Source organism: Bradyrhizobium sp. 195 (assembly GCF_023101665.1).
In the GTDB taxonomy this organism is placed as follows: Bacteria; Pseudomonadota; Alphaproteobacteria; order Rhizobiales; family Xanthobacteraceae; genus Bradyrhizobium.
The window spans coordinates 3,448,933-3,464,059 of record NZ_CP082161.1 but is presented as its reverse complement, the minus strand read 5'-3'; the positions used below and the strand labels follow the sequence as shown (position 1 = coordinate 3,464,059).

Below are 15,127 nucleotides of genomic sequence, written 5' to 3'. Positions count from 1 at the left end.
GATCGCTCAGTCCAGCGCCAGCACAGGCTTGATCAGCTCGCCCTTGGCGAAGCGGGCGAAATTCTCTGGTAGCGCCGAGAGACCGAACTCGCCGTCGACGAGGACGCGGTATTCGTCCTTGTATTTGCGCAGCAGCTCGACATTCGGCTCGAAATCGGAAATCGGGAAGTAGAAGGTCCGGATCATGTAGAAATCCTTGCGGCGAAACACCTTGCCTTCCTCGATGGTCCAGGGCGCGGCGTTCTCGCCGACCAGCACCAAGGCGCCGCGCGGCAGGACCAGGTCAATGCCGAGGTTGCGTGCGGCATGGGCACCGGAGCATTCCATGATGAGGGCAAAGCGCTTCGAGGTATCGCCGACGGGGTACGCCTTCGCACCGAGGGATTGCGCGATCTTGAGCCGTGCGGCGTTGGGATCGGCGACATGGACGTCGTCGTAGCCAAGTGCGCGGAGGGCCAGAACGACGCCGAGGCCGACAGGCCCTGCTCCCATCACGAGAACCGGCCCGGCCTCGCTTGCTGGCACCACGCGGCTGACGAAACGCACGGCGTGGCCCGACGTGCCGATGGTGTCGAGCAGCAGCGGCGCGAGACTGTCCTCGATATCGTCAGGCACCGGCAGCAGGCAATTTTCCGGCACCGGCACGTATTCGGCATAGCCGCCCGGCCTGTTCCAGCCGATCAGGCTGGAGACTTCCAGGCACATCTGGGTGTCGCCGCGCTTGCAGGCGGCGCAGCGGTCGCAGTGCAAGGGGATATAGACGGCGCAGCGCCGGCCATGCAGGCGGTGACCCGGCTGCTCGACCACGCCGAAGATCTCGTGGCCGGCGGTGAATTCGGCGCCCTTGTGCCAGAGCTTGAAGTCCGAGCCGCACAGCGCAGTGCGGGAGACGCGCACCAGCACCTCGCCTGTGCCGATTTCGGGCATCGCCACGCGCTCGATGGTGATGCGATCGTTGCCGTGGAAGACCGCGGCCTGCATGATCGAATTGGGACGGGGTGATACATTCATCAAAGACCTAGCCTTTCACCGCGCCGAGCGTCAGTCCGGAAACGAGCCAGCGCTGAACCAGGGCCGCCAGCACCAGCGGCGGCAGAGCGATCAGCGTCGCCGCAGCCATCAGGGCGCCCCATTGCGTCGAGCCTTCGCCGATGAAGTTGAAGGCCGCCGCGATCAGCGTCTTGGTGTCGCCATTGGAGAGCACCAGCGCAAACAGGAAGTAGTTCCACGAAAACACGAAGGCGAGGATCGCCGACACCGCGACGCCGGATGCCACCAGTGGCAGCGCGATGCGCCAGAGGATGCGCGTGACGCTGCATCCATCCACCTGCGCCGCCTCGAACACGCTGCGCGGGATGCCGTCGAAGGACGGCAACAGCACCCAGATCACGATCGGCAACGTGATCACGGCGTGGCTGAGGATCAGCGCGGTATAGGAGCCGATCATGCCGACCTGCCGGAACATGACGTACCACGGCAGCAGGAACAGCGTGCCGGGCGCCATGCGCGCCGCCAGCGTCAGGATCGCCGGCCAGGAAATCCGCGTCCAGGAGACGGCAAAGGCGGCGGGGATCCCAAATAGCAGCCCGAGCGCGGTCGAGCCGACGGTGACGATGAGGCTGTTGAGCGCATAGCTCAGGAATGGCGTGGTTCTCGTCAGTTCGACATAGTTTTCCAATGTCGGCGTGAAGATCAGCGCCGGCGGATAGGCGGTGACCTCGAAGGACGGCTTGAACGAGGACAGCACCATCCAGACCGTCGGGGCCATGATGATGATCCCGGCAAGCACGAGCTGCACCAGATTGAGCCAGCGGATCCAGCGGTCGGTATTGGCGGCATCGGTCATGGCGTCACCAGGCCACCGCGCCGCGCAGGCGGTTGAAGGCGAGCACGGCGCCGAACACGATCGCGGTCAGGGTCAGCATCAGGGCGCTGGCATAGCCGATGTTGAAGAACTCGAAGCCGACGCGGAAGCCGTAGATGTTGAGCGTGTTCGAGGCGTTGCCCGGGCCGCCCTGGGTGGTGATGTAGATGATGTCGAAGAAGCGCAGGAGATCGACGCTGCGCAGGATCGCCGCGGTGACGATGGTCGGAAGCAGCAGCGGCAGCGTGATGCGCTGGAAGGTCTTGAACGGCGATGCGCCGTCGATCTGCGCGGCCTCATAGACGCTCGGCGGCAGCGATTGCAGGCCGCCCAGCACGATCAAGGCGACGTAGGGGGTCCACTGCCAGCTGTCTATCAGGGCAACCGTCGGAATGACCCATGTCGGCGACGCCAGCCACTCCGACGTCGGCAGGCCGAACGCTTGCAGGATGTAGTTGGCCGCTCCCAGCGAGGGATCGAGGATCACCAGCCACATCATGCCGGCGACCACCGGCGGCATCATGAAGGGCGAGATGAACAGCGAGCGCACGATCCCCGGCAGTCGCTTGGCATGAAACAGCACCAGTGCCAGCCACACGCCGAAGACCAGCTGCAGCACCAGCGACAGCACATAGAGCGCGATCGTGACCCACAGCCCGTGCCAGAATTCGTAGTCGGAGACCAGCTTGGAATAGTTGGCAAGGCCGGCGAAGGACTGCTTGCCGGTCGAGGAGAAGTTCTGGAAGCCGAGCCAGACCGTATAGACGACGGGAAACGCGATCATGGCGACCGTGAAGATCACGGCCGGCGCGGAGAGCGCCGACATTTCCAGCTTCTGCCGGTCCTGCGCGAGTGTCGCAGCCGCATCAGACATGCGTGCGTTTCCTTGGGAGTGAGGAGATACCGGCAGGCAGCAAGCCCGCCGGCCTAGAGCCGTTACTTCTGTGCAATCAGCGCATCGAGCGCCTTGTCGGCATCCGCGCAAGCCTGCTCGATCGGCTTCTGCTTCAGGATCAGATCCTGCACCGCCTGGCCGATGAACTCGCGCGATTCCGGGTTCGCAACGATGGGATAGCCGACCTCGGATGAGCCCTTGGTGGCGAGCACGTCGAGCGCGGCCTGCCATTCCTTGCGGACCGGCTCCTCGTCGATCCACTTGCGATACTCAGGGTCCTTGGCGACAGACGGACGCGGCGGGGCAATGCCTTGTAGCGCCATCTTCTTCTGCACCTCAGGGCTGGTCGCCCATTGCACGAAATACCAGGCTGCCTCCGGCTGCTTGCTGTGCGAGGACACCGCCATGCCCCAGCCGATCGTGGTCGGCACCTGGCCGGCCTCGCCTGCCGGGAACGGCAGCAGGCCGGTGTCCTTCAGCCGGGCGCCGCCTTCCATCACCGTGCGCAGCTCATTGGACGATTCGAACGACATCGCCGCGCGGCCGCTGCGATAGAGCGCCGAAATCTGCTGGAAGCTGTAGTTCACGACGCCGGGCGGTCCGAAGTCGCGCAGCAGCCGGCTATAGGTGTCGAGCGCCTCCTTGCCCTTGGCCGAGCAGAGGTTCGACTTGCCGCTGGCGATGTAGCTGCCGCCGATATTGTGCAGCATGTTGCTGAAGGTGTAGGCGATCGCGGGCTTGAGGCCGCGCGAGACGAACGGCGTTACCGCGCTGTCGCAGGTCTTGATCTTGGCGGCGGCAGCTTCGACCTCTTTGATGGTCTTCGGAGCCTCGAGGCCGCACTTCTTGAAGATGTCGGTGCGGTAATAGAAGATCGGACCTTCGATGTTCATCGGCATGCTGGTCAGCTTGCCGCCGAAGGTCGCGGCCTTCAGTAGCGCCTGGCTCAGCCCGGCCGGGTCGTAGTCCTTGGCGACGTCGGTCTTGGCCATCGTCGTGAGATCGCCGTACCAGCCGGCGGCGGCAAACTGCTCGCCCTCGCGCGAGGGCAGCGTCATGAACACGTCGACCTCGTCGCTGTTCGCGTTCATGACGGTGACCAGACGCTGACGCATCTGCTGTTCCTGATAGCCGTCGACCTTCAGGGTCATGCCGGTCAGCTTTTCGAAATCGGCTTTGTAAGTCAGCAGCGCCTGCGCGACCGGATTGTTGTTGGCGAGAAAGGTGACGGTCTTGCCCTTGAACTTCATCCAGTCGAAATCGGCGGCATGCGCCTGCGCGCCGGCGGCGGCGATCGCGAGAACGGGCAACGCGACGTGGGTCGCGAGCATCCTGACCTTCATCGAACTCTCCTCCCGGCTGGCCGCCTTAAGTCGGCGGACCATTTTGAACATCTACGAGCACAATCTGAAAACGGTTACAAAATAGACCTCAGCCCAGCCGTGTCAAGCGATGGACAGATGGCGCAATCTGCCGCAGACTAGAGAATTATCACGACCACGCGGCGCGATCCGCAAGATGTAACGTTACATTCATGAGATTGACCAACGCCAAGTCCGTCAAACAAGGCATCCGCGCCGTCGCGGCTCGCGCTGGCGTTTCAACCGCCTCGGTCTCGCGCGCCCTCAACAATCCGGATGCGGTGAGCCCTTCCCTGCGCGCGCGGATCGAGCAGGCCATCGACGCACTCGGTTACATCCCGCATGCGCCGGCGCGCATCCTGTCGTCGCGCCGCTCGCGCACGCTTGGCGCGATCGTGCCGACGATCGACAACACGATGTTCGCGCGCGGCATCGCCTCACTGCAGCAATATCTATCGTCAGTCGGATACATGCTGTTCCTCACCACGAGCGGATATGACCTCGATGTCGAATTGCAGCAGGCGCGCAATCTGATCAGCCGCGGCGTCGACGGCCTCGTGCTGCGCGGCGATTGCCATCACGACGGATTGCGCAAGCTGCTTGCCGACAACAAAGTGCCCTTCATCAATGTCGGCATCTACCAGCCCGACAGGCCCTACCCTTGCGTCGGAACAGACAACGAAGCCGCAGCCCACCGCGCAGCAGCCCACGTCATCGAGCTCGGTCATCGCCGCATCGGAATCGTCTCGGCGCTCCAGCGCAACAACGACCGCGCCAGCGCCCGCGTCGCCGGCTTTCGCCGCGCGCTGACGGAGAACGGCCTCGAGATTCCTCCGCAATGGCACGTCGAGGTGCCCTATACGCTGGACGATGCGCGCGAGGCGGCCCGCTATCTCCTCAACCTCAAGGACCGCCCAACAGCCGTGGTGTGCGGCAACGACGTCATCGCCTACGGCGTGTTGCTCGAGGCGGAGCGCGACGGGTTCTCCGTGCCGCGCGATCTGTCGGTGGTCGGCTTCGACGACCTCGACTGGAGCCGCCATTTGCGCCCGAGCCTCACCACGATCCACGTTCCGACCGCCGAAACCTGGCAGCGCGCAGGCGAATATCTGGTGCGGAGCCTCGCCGGCGAGCAGACCATCATGCATCGCGAGATCGATTTCTCGCTGGTGGTTCGCGAATCGACGGCTCCGCCTCCGAAATCCCTGAAGTGAGACGCGTCCAATGAACTCGAACTTTTCCCTTGCACCCGGCTTTCATGCCGTCGTGATCGGCGGCGCCGGGGACATTGGCGCCGCGATCAGCAATCAGTTTTGCGATCTCGGCGCGACAGTCACCGCAACGGGCGCGAACGACGCCGATCTGGCCCGCACCCTGCTGAAGCCACGCGCGGGACTCATGCTCGCGACGCTTGATGTCACCGACGACGCCGCCGTCACGTCCTTCGCCCGCCAGCACCAGCGCGTCGACGCACTCGTTAATTGCGCCGGGATTCTCGCGCGCGACAAGGAGTTCGAGATCGAGACCTTCATGAAGGTCCTCGACGTCAATCTCACCGGCACGTTCCGCACCTGCATGGCGTTCCATCCGCTCCTCGCGCAGACGAGGGGCTCGATCGTCAACATCGCTTCGATGAATGCGACGCTGGCTCTGCCACGGATTCCTGCCTATTGCGCCAGCAAGGGCGGCGTCGTGATGCTGACCAAGGCGCTGGCTCTGAAGTGGGCCGAGGACGATATCCGCGTCAATGCCGTTGCGCCCGGCTACATCGAGACCGCGATCAATGCCGCGGGCCGCACCGATCGCGCTCACTATCAGCGCATTGCCGAACGCACCGCGTTCAAGCGATGGGGGCAGCCGGAAGATATCGCCGGTGCGGTTGCTTTCCTTTGCATGCCGGCTTCGCGATACGCGACCGGAACAGTCGTCGCGGTGGACGGAGGGTTTCTCGCGGGATGAGGCCCGTCGCGCCTACGGCCAGCTACGATTTTGCCGTACCTGGTTCGGCCATCTTGCGATGCTGCTTTGCCAGCACCTCGTTCGGGGTGACGTTGGCGACCGTGGTCTGGATCTTGTTCTTCAGCCCGGTGACGATATCGGAGTCCCCGCGCAACATCGCATCGAAGCCCGCCTTGGCGACATCGTAGGCGCCGTCCTTCTTCTCGGTGCCGACCTTGGTATCCATCATCTCGGCGCGGCGAAAGAACTCGGTGTCGGTGGCGCCGGGCATCAGGCAGGTGACGGTGACGCCGCTGTCGCGCAGTTCTTCGCGCAGCGCGAACGAGAATGAGTCCAGAAACGCCTTGCTGGCGTTGTAGGCCGCCTGGAAGCTGCCGGGCGTGAAGCCGGCGATCGAGCCCGTGATCAGGATGCGCCCGGCATTGCGCCGGAGCATCTCGTTGCCGACACGATGGATCAGATAGAGCGTGCCGGTGATGTTGGTGTCGATGAGATGCCTCACCCTGGCAAAATCCTGATCAAGGAAGGCCTTGCCGAGCCCGACGCCGGCATTGGCAAGCAGTGCGTCGATCGGCCGGTCGCCGACCGCGGCGCAGAGCTTATCGACGCCTTCGGTGGTGGAAAGATCGGCCTCGATCGGCTCGACGCTGACGCCGAGCCGGCGCAGATCGACGGCCACTCGTTCGATCTGGGGCTCGTCGGCGGCGATGACGAGGTTGAATCCTGCCTGGGCGCTGCACCGTGCGAGTTCCAGGCCGATACCGGTGGAGGCGCCGGTGACGACGGCGAGTTGATTGGCGGGCATAAGCGTATCCTCGCTTGACTGTCGATCACGTCCAATCGCTGCCCTGCTCTCTCGTTCCAAATTTGCACGCGCCGGTGCGGTGCGAGATTTGCGCGCGGCGATAGCAACCATCGTTCATTCCTGGACTTAAGTGCCAACTGGTTCAGCCCGGAGGATGGATGATGAAGGCGCTGGTTTGGCACGGCAAGGAGGATATCAGGTGCGACACCGTCACCGATCCGGAGATCCAGGACCCGCGCGACGCCATCATCAAGGTCACGAGCTGCGCCATCTGCGGATCCGACTTGCACCTGTTCCACAATTTCATCCCGGGCATGATGCCCGGTGACATCATGGGCCACGAGACCATGGGCGAAGTGGTCGAGGTCGGCTCCGGCGTCGACGGCAAGCTGAAGAAGGGCGACCGCATCGTCGTGCCCTTCACGATCATTTGCGGCGAATGCGACCAGTGCAAGCGCGGCAATTTCTCCGTCTGCGAGACCACCAACCGCAAGCGGCATCTCGCAGACAAGGTGTTCGGACACACGACCGCCGGCCTGTTCGGCTACACGCATCTGACCGGCGGCTATCCCGGCGGACAGGCCGAATATCTCCGCGTGCCCTTTGCTGACGCCACCCACATCAAGGTGCCCGCCGGCATCCCCGACGAACAGCTCCTGTTCCTCAGCGACATCTTCCCGACCGGCTGGCAGGCTGCCGTGCAATGCGACATCGAGCCGACCGACACGGTCGCGATCTGGGGCTGTGGTCCCGTGGGGCAGATGGCGATCCGCAGCGCGATCCTGCTCGGCGCCAACCAGGTGATCGCGATCGATTGCCTGCCCGAGCGGCTCAGCATGGCGGAAGCGGGCGGCGCCACCACGATCAACTTCGAGAGCGAGAGCGTCCTCGAGCGGCTCAAGGAGCTGACCGACGGCAAAGGCCCCGAAAAATGCATCGATTGCGTCGGCATGGAATCGCATGTGATGGCGTCCCTGCCCGATACGCTGCTCGACCGCGCCAAGCAGATGGTGATGGCGGAGAGCGACAGACCGCATGTGCTGCGCGAAATGATCTATGTCTGCCGCCCGGGCGGCGTGATCTCCGTCGCCGGCGTCTATAGCGGCCTCTCCGACATGCTGCCCATGGGCGCCTTCATGAACAAGGGCCTGACGATGCGAACCGGCCAAACCCACGTCAACCGGTGGACTGACGACCTGCTCCGCCGCATCGAAGAGGGCGAGATCGATCCGTCCTTCGTCATCACCCACACCGTCCCGCTCGAACAGGGACCGGAGATGTACCAGGTGTTTCGCGACAAGCGGGTCTCCTGCGTCAAGGTCGTATTGAGGCCCTGAAGGAGCAAGCCATGTTTCATTTCTCCAACATCGTCCGCACCAAGGGCGACCCGAAGATCATCGAGGGCGGCCCGAGCCTGAAACGCCCCGAAGATCAGCTCGCACGCGCGCTCGGCTGGTTCAGCATCGGTCTCGGCGTCGTCGAGTTTCTCGCGCCCCGACGCGTCACGGAAACGCTGGGCATGGAAGGCCATGAGACCATGGTCCGCGCCTTCGGCGTCCGCGAGATCCTGGCCGGGATCATGTCGCTGTCCGTCGACAAGAACGCCGGCCTATGGGCCCGCGTGGGCGGCGACGGCCTCGACGCCGCTGCGCTGCTCTCGGGGCTGACGCCGGACAATCCCAAGAAGGGCAACATCGCGTTGGCGCTGTTGATGGTCGGCGGCATCGCCATGCTCGACTACCGCGCCGCGCAGGACACCAAGCCACGACGCCCGCCGCGCGATGCACGGCGCAAGCTCTATCCCAACCGCAGCGGCTTTCCCAAGGGCATCGAGAGCGCCCGAACCGCGGCCAGGCAGATCGCAGCACAGGCCAAGCCTGACGAGGTGAAGCAAGGCAATGAGCGAGTTCAGTGACGAAGCTGCGTGGTGGCAATCCGCCGTCATCTACGAGATCGCACTGATCTCCTTCCAGGACTCGAACGGCGACGGCAAGGGCGACCTTGCCGGCCTGTTGTCTCGCATCGACTATCTGAAATGGCTCGGCGTCGACGCCGTATGGCTGACGCCGATCTACAAGAGTCCCTTCCGTGACCTCGGCTACGACATCTCCGACTATTGCTCCATCGATCCCACCTTCGGCAGCCTCGACGAGTTCGACCACCTGCTCGAAGCCCTGCACGCCGCGGATATCCGTCTGATCCTTGATCTCGTTCCCAACCACACCGCTGACGATCACGCATGGTTCGTCGAGAGCTCGAGCTCGCGCAACAGCGCCAAGGCCGATTGGTACATCTGGGCCGACGCGGCCGAGAACGGCGGGCCGCCCAATAACTGGCTGAGCCGCTTCGGCGGCAGTGGTTGGGAATGGTGCGAAGCGCGGCGGCAATATTACTATCATTCCTTCCTGGTCGAGCAGCCCGACCTCAACTGGCGCAATCCCCAGGTTCGGGCCGCGATAGCGGACGTCATGCGCTTCTGGCTCGACCGCGGCGTCGACGGCTTTCGCGTCGACGCCAGCGCGGTCCTGATCAAGGACGAGCTGTTGCGCGACAATCCGTCGAACCCGCAGGCGGAAGGCAAACCGCCGCCGCAGCGACAGACGCCCGTCTTTACCGACGACCGGCCGGAGGCGATGGACTGCATCGAGTTCATTCGGGAAGTGATCGACAGCTATTCGGGGCGAATGTTGTGCGGCGAGGTGCAGGGCAAGACTGACCGCATCGGGCACTTCTACAGCAACGACCGGCCGCGGCTGCATCTGCCGCTGAATTTCGCCCTGCTCGACTCGAAGTGGAACGCCTTGTCGCTGCAAGCGGCGATCGACGCGTATTTCAACGCCCTCCCTGAACATGCCTGGCCGGTCTGGGTGATCGGCGGCCACGACAAGCAGCGGATCGCGAGCAAGATCGGCGAGCCGCCGATGCGCTTGCTGGCGATGCTGCTAATGACGCTGCGAGGAACGCCGTTCTTTTTCATGGGCGACGAGATCGGCCGCAAACGCGTGCCCATTCCGTCCGACTGCGTCCGCGATCTTTTCGAGAGGCTGGTGCCGGGACACGGACTTTGCCGCGATCCCGAACGCGCGCCGATGCGATGGGACGGCAGCGCCGCCGGAGGATTTACCAATGGTGACCCATGGCTGCCGCTGGAGCCCGGCGGGACGCCCAACGTGGCTGAGCAACAGCGCAGCGAGCGGTCGGTGCTTGCACTGTTCCGCGCATTGATCAGGCTGAGGCACGAACATGCGTGCTTGCGTCAGGGTGGCTATGAGCCGCTGCGATCCCAGAACGATGTCCTCGCCTACAAGCGGACCGACGGCAGGACCGAAATCCTGATCGTGCTCAATATCGCCGCCGAGCCGCGGAAATGGCACTGGCTCGGTCGCGGTCGCCTGCTGATGTCGACGCATCTCGACCGGCCATCGGAAACATTGCCGGAGGCATCGATCCTGCTGCGGGGCAATGAAGGCGTGATCATTGAGCTCGAGGTCAGGTGAGGCCCACAGGAACCATCCGCCCGTCAGAGAGTCTCACCAACGCTTCCCGGCGTCCCCCCCTGCTGCCGGAAGCCGAGTGGACGAAACCGCAAGCCCCGGCGCTCCCCCTTCACGCGCCGGGGCTGCGGCATGAGCGCGGAGATAGGTCATGGGCAAGACGAAGGATCTTCAGCGACGGATCGTCGGCAAGACCAGGCAAGCCATCGGCGAGATCATCGGCGACCAGGATCTCCACGATGACGGCAAGGCGCAAGCGCAGCGCGGCCGCGACGAACAGGTCAAGCAGGCCAAGCAGGACAAGCCGAGCGAGTTGAATCCACTGAAGAAACTCAAGCAGCTCACGTGACCGCCGGTTCGCAACCGGCGCATTTCCCTGCAGCGCGGCGCGCTGACCAAAGCGCGTCGTACGTCACCGGCGAACGGCGGCGATCGCGTTGGCTCGCGGCGGCCGAACTCGGCCTGATCAGCAGCACCTTCTCGACCATCGTCAGCCAGCTCTTCGCCGCCCGGATCGGCCGCGATGCGGCGGTCGACTGGATGACGGTCGCCGCCATCCCTGCACGGGACTGGGCCATCAGTGCGGAGCCGTCGTGGCACGCGATCCTCGCCGGGATCGCCTTCCATCAATGGGCGGATTTCTCCTGGGCGCTGTTGTTCTTCGGCGTGCTCGGGCGCTGGACCGCCGATCTGCGCCCGCGGACGATCCTGTTGCTCGCACTGCCCTGGGCCGTGTTCTCTTCAAGTTTGGAATGGTTCGTGCTCGTACCGCTGTTTCCGTTCTGGCAGCCGCTGATCACGCTGCAACAGCCCTATTGGATCGGCTTGCTCGTCCACGGTTCATCGGCCGTGATGTATCCCCTGTTCGCCCGCCTGCGCTGGAGGCGTGGCCATGCGCCGGAACACGACGTCCGCTTCACCAATGCTTGGACCACAGGCGCACTCGGCGTGGTCGCAGTGCTTGGAGCAAGCGCATTGTTCGGCGGCCATGGCTACGAGTCGCCGTGGATCGGCCGTGTCAGGGATGCGGACCAGACCTATATCCGCCACATGACGGCACACCATGCGCAAGGCATCGAGCTGGCGCGGATTGCCGTCGGGCGCGCGCAGGCTCCGCATCTGCAGAAGCTCGCGATGCTGATGGTCGCGAGCCAGTCCGGCGAAAACCGGATTTTCGAGAACTGGTGGCTCAGCTGGTTCGACACCGAGATGCCCGATTGCAGCACGGAGGAACGTGCCGCCATGCCCGGCTTTCTGACGGCCGCCGAGATGCGAGAGGTCAAGACTGCGTCGCCCGATCAGTTCGATACGGTGTTCGTGGAGATGATGAGCAAGCATCACAGGGGCGCGGTCAGGATGGCAGACCAAATGTGGCACAGCCAGGGAGACCCGCGCCTGCGCATCATGGCCCATGCCATTCGTCACGAGCAGCAGGGTGAAATCGCGCTGATGCACGGCGCGAACGGCATTGCCGCCGTCACCACCGCCTTCCACAACATGCTCGGCGACAAAGTCAATTGAGCGACGGAATTTCGCGCCGAACGCGCCTCTCCTCGCTCGGCAGGCGCCTTGAGCTTTGCAAGTGCCGGGTCACGTTTCCGCGGTGCATCGGCGATACATTCGTCGACCTATCACAGGTTAATGCTCGCTCCCCACCCGATCGGCCAAGGTATGAAGCGGGCGGGCCATCGGACATCAGATGCAGGCAGGATTTGCTTTCTCCAAGCTCGCCGATCGATTGACGAGCCTTGCCGAAATATCCAGCGACGATCTCGACCTCCTCGCGGACATGCCGAGCAGCATTGCCCATTTCGGCGCCCGTCAGGCCATCCTGCGGCACGGCGACGAGACAACCCGATGCTGCCTGCTGCTGCAGGGATATCTCTCCTGGCAGAATCCGGAGAGTCCGGACGGCCAGATTACCTCGATCTGCGTTCCCGGTGACATCGCGGACCCCCACACGCTCTACCGTCCCCGCATTGACGGCAATCTGGTCGCGCTCGGCCCCGCCATCGTCGCACTCGTGCCACACCGCTTCTTTCACGAATTGGCGGCGCGCTCGCCGGCGATGTCGCGCGCCCTGCTGCTGATGCTGCTGACAGATCACGCCATCCAGCGAAACTGGACCATCAGCCTCGGCAGTCGAGACGCACTGACGCGCGTGGCGCATCTGCTCTGCGAGATCACCGTGCGCCTGCAAAGCGTAGGGCTCGCCAGGGATTTCCGGTTGTCCTCGCCCTTCACCCAGTCCGATCTCGCTGCCGCTTGCGGCATCTCCCCGGTTCACGCCAATCGCACGATACAGGAGCTGCGCCGCTGCAACCTGCTGCAATGGCGGGGCAAGACCATCGCGATCACGGACTGGCGAGGCCTGGTCCGCCTCGCTGGCTTCAACCCGGCCTATCTGAGCATGCGGTCCGGAGAGGATGCGCGGCCGCCACTCCCGAGACCGGTAGCTGCAGATGTCGCGGTTGCTTGACCACTTTCAAGGCGCACATGCAGTGCGCTGCATACGTCGACGCGGATCTGCGCAATAGGAACAAACAGCAGCGGCGCCTATTGGAGACACATCTTCTACTGTCCTCCGACACCGAGAGCTCCCATGTATCACCACGTCAAGAAGTTGATGTTCACCGTTCGCGTCGATGAGCCGGACCCCCGTTTTGGCAACATGCTGCTGGAGCAATTCGGAGGCGCCAATGGCGAACTCGCAGCTGCAATGCAGTATTCGATACAGGGCCTGAACTGCGAGGATCCCGACCGCAAGGACCTCTTGATGGACATCGGCACCGAAGAGCTCAGCCATCTGGAAGTGGTCGGCACGCTCGCGCGGATGCACCTCAAGCCCTCGAAGTTCGATCGTCAGGCCGCCGAGGCCGATCCCCTGATCGCGATCGCGGGCGGTGGCGGGGTCAATCTCTTCAACTCCCAGGGCAATGCCTGGACCGCGGACTATCTGAAGATCACCGGCGAGCTCGACGTCGACCTGCGCAGCAATATCGCGGCGGAGGCGCGGGCGAAGATCGTCTATGAGCGGCTCATCAACTTCTGCGACGACGCCGGCACCAAGGACGCGCTGCAATTCCTGATGACCCGCGAGATCACGCACATGAAGGCGTTCGCGCTGGCGCTCGAGAGCATGGGCAAGCCGTCGCTCAGCATCGGCCGTATCGCGCCGACTCCAGGCCTGGTCGATCAGTTCTTCAACGATTCGACCGGCAGCGGAGATCACGGCGAGATCGATACACGGGGGCCCTGGAACGAGGGTGGCGATTGGGTCTTCACGGACTCGCCCGCAATCCAGGCCGGCGAGCCCGGCCCCGCCACCGCCATCGTCACGGAGAGTTCGCCGCCGGTGGATGAAGCCGGTCTCGGCGATCTGCTGATCGATGAGCTCCGCGACATCCTGCATGCGGAAAAGCAGCTGACCAAGGCGCTGCCCAAAATGGCGGAAGCTGCCCGCTTCGATCAATTGCGCGAGCTGTTCGAACAGCATCTGGCAGAGACCGAGGCCCAGGTCGAGCGCATCAACGAATGCTTCGAGATGCTCGGCAAGTCCGCACGGGCCAAGCCCTGCAAGGGAATGATGGGGCTCGTCGAGGAAGGTCAGGAGATCATGGCAGAAGGCGAGGACAAGGAGGATGCGGCCGCGGACCTCGCCCTGATTGGAGCAGCGCAACGGGTCGAGCACTACGAGATCGCCGCCTACACGACGGCACGCAATCTCGCCCAGCAGCTTCGCCACAGCGCCATCGTCAGCCTGTTGTCGAAGTCGCTCGCCGAAGAGGAAAACTCAGATCAGCTCCTCAATCAGGTTGCACGATCGCTGATGTCGGTCGCGAAGATGCCGGCCGCGGTCGAGCAGACGGAATAGCCTCTCACAGCGCTCAAGGCTAAATCAGCGGAGGTCCCTGCCGCAGATTCATGTGCCGGTTGACGTCCTTGTAAAGAAGGTAGCGGAACCGGCCGGGGCCTCCCGCGTAGCACGCCTGCGGGCAGAAGGCGCGCAGCCACATGTAGTCTCCGGCCTCCACCTCGACCCAGTCCCGATTGAGACGGTAGACCGCCTTGCCTTCGAGCACGTACAAGCCGTGCTCCATGACGTGCGTCTCCGCGAACGGAATCGTGGCGCCCGGCTCGAACGTCACGATATTGAGGTGCATGTCATGGCGCATGTCGGCCGGATCGATGAAGCGTGTGGTTGCCCATCGTCCTTCCGTGCCCGGCATCGCCACGCGCTCGATCGCGTCCTCGTTGGTCGCGAACGCTTCGGGCGCGGCCAACCCCGGCACGCGCTGGTACAGCTTGCGGATCCAGTGAACCTGCGCAGGGCCCTCGCCGCGGTTGTGAATGCGCCAGGCGCAGCCGGGCGGCACATAGGCGAAGCTGCCGGGCCTCAGCTCAAATTCCTTCTCAACCAACTTGAGAGTCAGCTGGCCGCCCACGACGAACAGCGCTCCCTCGGCATCGTCGTCCGGCTCGGGCATGTCGCTTCCCCCGGTCGGCGCGATCTCCATGAGATAATGGGAGAACGTCTCGGCGAAGCCGGACAACGGTCGCGCCAGGACCCAGACACGCGTGTTGTCCCAGTGCGGCAAATGGCTGACGACGATGTCGCGTTGCACGCCGTTGGGGATGACGGCGTAGGCGTTGGTAAAGACCGCCCGGCCGCTCAGAAGGTCCGTCTGCGGCGGAAGGCCGCCCTGCGGTATGTGATAGGTTTGCGACGACATCATCAAGCCTCGTGAA

Annotated in this window: 15 protein-coding genes; 9 read left to right on the top strand and 6 right to left on the bottom strand. The window is 64.0% G+C overall.

Going from position 1 to position 15,127, the window contains the following annotated elements:
* Nucleotides 1–6 precede the first annotated feature (6 nt).
* The 4 genes from IVB26_RS15845 to IVB26_RS15830 form a co-directional block, all read right to left on the bottom strand.
* A complete protein-coding gene (locus IVB26_RS15845) occupies nucleotides 7–1,011 on the bottom strand; it encodes a zinc-dependent alcohol dehydrogenase family protein (protein WP_247972503.1) in 1,005 nt (334 codons plus the stop codon).
* Between the two features lie 7 nt (nucleotides 1,012–1,018).
* Entirely contained in the window at nucleotides 1,019–1,846 is an 828-nt protein-coding gene (locus IVB26_RS15840) for a carbohydrate ABC transporter permease (protein ID WP_247311985.1), read from the bottom strand.
* 4 nt (nucleotides 1,847–1,850) lie between these two features.
* Entirely contained in the window at nucleotides 1,851–2,738 is an 888-nt protein-coding gene (locus IVB26_RS15835) for a carbohydrate ABC transporter permease (protein ID WP_247972502.1), read from the bottom strand.
* Between the two features lie 62 nt (nucleotides 2,739–2,800).
* On the bottom strand, nucleotides 2,801–4,102 hold the full coding sequence (locus tag IVB26_RS15830; protein WP_247972501.1) for an ABC transporter substrate-binding protein: 1,302 nt from the start codon (nucleotides 4,100–4,102) through the stop codon (nucleotides 2,801–2,803).
* A gap of 191 nt (nucleotides 4,103–4,293) precedes the next feature.
* Between IVB26_RS15830 and IVB26_RS15825 the strand changes: the two genes are divergently transcribed.
* Complete coding sequence (locus tag IVB26_RS15825) at nucleotides 4,294–5,334, top strand: LacI family DNA-binding transcriptional regulator (RefSeq protein WP_247972500.1); 1,041 nt, start codon at nucleotides 4,294–4,296, stop codon at nucleotides 5,332–5,334.
* A 10-nt stretch (nucleotides 5,335–5,344) separates the two neighbouring features.
* Nucleotides 5,345–6,079: an SDR family NAD(P)-dependent oxidoreductase gene (locus IVB26_RS15820; RefSeq protein WP_247972499.1), complete on the top strand. Its 735-nt coding sequence runs from the start codon at nucleotides 5,345–5,347 to the stop codon at nucleotides 6,077–6,079.
* 22 nt (nucleotides 6,080–6,101) lie between these two features.
* Here IVB26_RS15820 and IVB26_RS15815 read toward each other — a convergent pair whose 3' ends face one another.
* Nucleotides 6,102–6,884, bottom strand: coding sequence for an SDR family NAD(P)-dependent oxidoreductase (locus tag IVB26_RS15815; protein WP_247972498.1), 783 nt, complete (start codon nucleotides 6,882–6,884; stop codon nucleotides 6,102–6,104).
* 161 nt (nucleotides 6,885–7,045) lie between these two features.
* On the opposite strand from IVB26_RS15815, the gene IVB26_RS15810 reads away from it, so the two are divergent.
* The 7 genes from IVB26_RS15810 (at nucleotide 7,046) to IVB26_RS15780 (ending at nucleotide 14,252) form a co-directional block, all read left to right on the top strand.
* Complete coding sequence (locus tag IVB26_RS15810; RefSeq protein ID WP_247973175.1) at nucleotides 7,046–8,221, top strand: zinc-dependent alcohol dehydrogenase; 1,176 nt, start codon at nucleotides 7,046–7,048, stop codon at nucleotides 8,219–8,221.
* Between the two features lie 11 nt (nucleotides 8,222–8,232).
* Nucleotides 8,233–8,799, top strand: a complete 567-nt coding sequence (locus tag IVB26_RS15805; protein WP_247972497.1) for a hypothetical protein — start codon at nucleotides 8,233–8,235, stop codon at nucleotides 8,797–8,799.
* Nucleotides 8,783–10,381: an alpha-amylase family glycosyl hydrolase gene (locus IVB26_RS15800; RefSeq protein ID WP_247972496.1), complete on the top strand. Its 1,599-nt coding sequence runs from the start codon at nucleotides 8,783–8,785 to the stop codon at nucleotides 10,379–10,381. The genes IVB26_RS15805 and IVB26_RS15800 overlap by 17 nt, the downstream gene beginning before the upstream one ends.
* 148 nt (nucleotides 10,382–10,529) lie before the next feature.
* Nucleotides 10,530–10,727 (top strand): CsbD family protein, encoded by a 198-nt coding sequence (locus IVB26_RS15795; RefSeq protein WP_247972495.1) that lies wholly within the window; start codon nucleotides 10,530–10,532, stop codon nucleotides 10,725–10,727.
* A complete protein-coding gene (locus IVB26_RS15790; protein ID WP_247972494.1) occupies nucleotides 10,724–11,899 on the top strand; it encodes a DUF305 domain-containing protein in 1,176 nt (391 codons plus the stop codon). Before IVB26_RS15795 ends, IVB26_RS15790 begins: the two co-directional genes overlap by 4 nt.
* A gap of 178 nt (nucleotides 11,900–12,077) precedes the next feature.
* Nucleotides 12,078–12,857, top strand: coding sequence for a Crp/Fnr family transcriptional regulator (locus IVB26_RS15785; RefSeq protein WP_247972493.1), 780 nt, complete (start codon nucleotides 12,078–12,080; stop codon nucleotides 12,855–12,857).
* 123 nt (nucleotides 12,858–12,980) lie between these two features.
* Entirely contained in the window at nucleotides 12,981–14,252 is a 1,272-nt protein-coding gene (locus IVB26_RS15780; protein WP_247972492.1) for a DUF892 family protein, read from the top strand.
* A gap of 19 nt (nucleotides 14,253–14,271) precedes the next feature.
* Here the strand turns inward: IVB26_RS15780 and IVB26_RS15775 are convergent, their stop codons facing one another.
* On the bottom strand, nucleotides 14,272–15,111 hold the full coding sequence (locus IVB26_RS15775; RefSeq protein ID WP_247973174.1) for a bifunctional allantoicase/(S)-ureidoglycine aminohydrolase: 840 nt from the start codon (nucleotides 15,109–15,111) through the stop codon (nucleotides 14,272–14,274).
* Nucleotides 15,112–15,127: the final 16 nt, after the last annotated feature.

What these genes read in the sequence shown, in the direction of transcription:
- IVB26_RS15845 (WP_247972503.1), bottom strand. Translation starts at nt 1,011, where the DNA reads ATGAATGTATCACCCCGTCCCAATTCGATCATGCAGGCCGCGGTCTTC.
- IVB26_RS15840 (WP_247311985.1), bottom strand. Translation starts at nt 1,846, where the DNA reads ATGACCGATGCCGCCAATACCGACCGCTGGATCCGCTGGCTCAATCTG.
- IVB26_RS15835 (WP_247972502.1), bottom strand. Translation starts at nt 2,738, where the DNA reads ATGTCTGATGCGGCTGCGACACTCGCGCAGGACCGGCAGAAGCTGGAA.
- IVB26_RS15830 (WP_247972501.1), bottom strand. Translation starts at nt 4,102, where the DNA reads ATGAAGGTCAGGATGCTCGCGACCCACGTCGCGTTGCCCGTTCTCGCG.
- IVB26_RS15825 (WP_247972500.1), top strand. Translation starts at nt 4,294, where the DNA reads ATGAGATTGACCAACGCCAAGTCCGTCAAACAAGGCATCCGCGCCGTC.
- IVB26_RS15820 (WP_247972499.1), top strand. Translation starts at nt 5,345, where the DNA reads ATGAACTCGAACTTTTCCCTTGCACCCGGCTTTCATGCCGTCGTGATC.
- IVB26_RS15815 (WP_247972498.1), bottom strand. Translation starts at nt 6,884, where the DNA reads ATGCCCGCCAATCAACTCGCCGTCGTCACCGGCGCCTCCACCGGTATC.
- IVB26_RS15810 (WP_247973175.1), top strand. Translation starts at nt 7,046, where the DNA reads ATGAAGGCGCTGGTTTGGCACGGCAAGGAGGATATCAGGTGCGACACC.
- IVB26_RS15805 (WP_247972497.1), top strand. Translation starts at nt 8,233, where the DNA reads ATGTTTCATTTCTCCAACATCGTCCGCACCAAGGGCGACCCGAAGATC.
- IVB26_RS15800 (WP_247972496.1), top strand. Translation starts at nt 8,783, where the DNA reads ATGAGCGAGTTCAGTGACGAAGCTGCGTGGTGGCAATCCGCCGTCATC.
- IVB26_RS15795 (WP_247972495.1), top strand. Translation starts at nt 10,530, where the DNA reads ATGGGCAAGACGAAGGATCTTCAGCGACGGATCGTCGGCAAGACCAGG.
- IVB26_RS15785 (WP_247972493.1), top strand. Translation starts at nt 12,078, where the DNA reads ATGCAGGCAGGATTTGCTTTCTCCAAGCTCGCCGATCGATTGACGAGC.
- IVB26_RS15780 (WP_247972492.1), top strand. Translation starts at nt 12,981, where the DNA reads ATGTATCACCACGTCAAGAAGTTGATGTTCACCGTTCGCGTCGATGAG.
- IVB26_RS15775 (WP_247973174.1), bottom strand. Translation starts at nt 15,111, where the DNA reads ATGTCGTCGCAAACCTATCACATACCGCAGGGCGGCCTTCCGCCGCAG.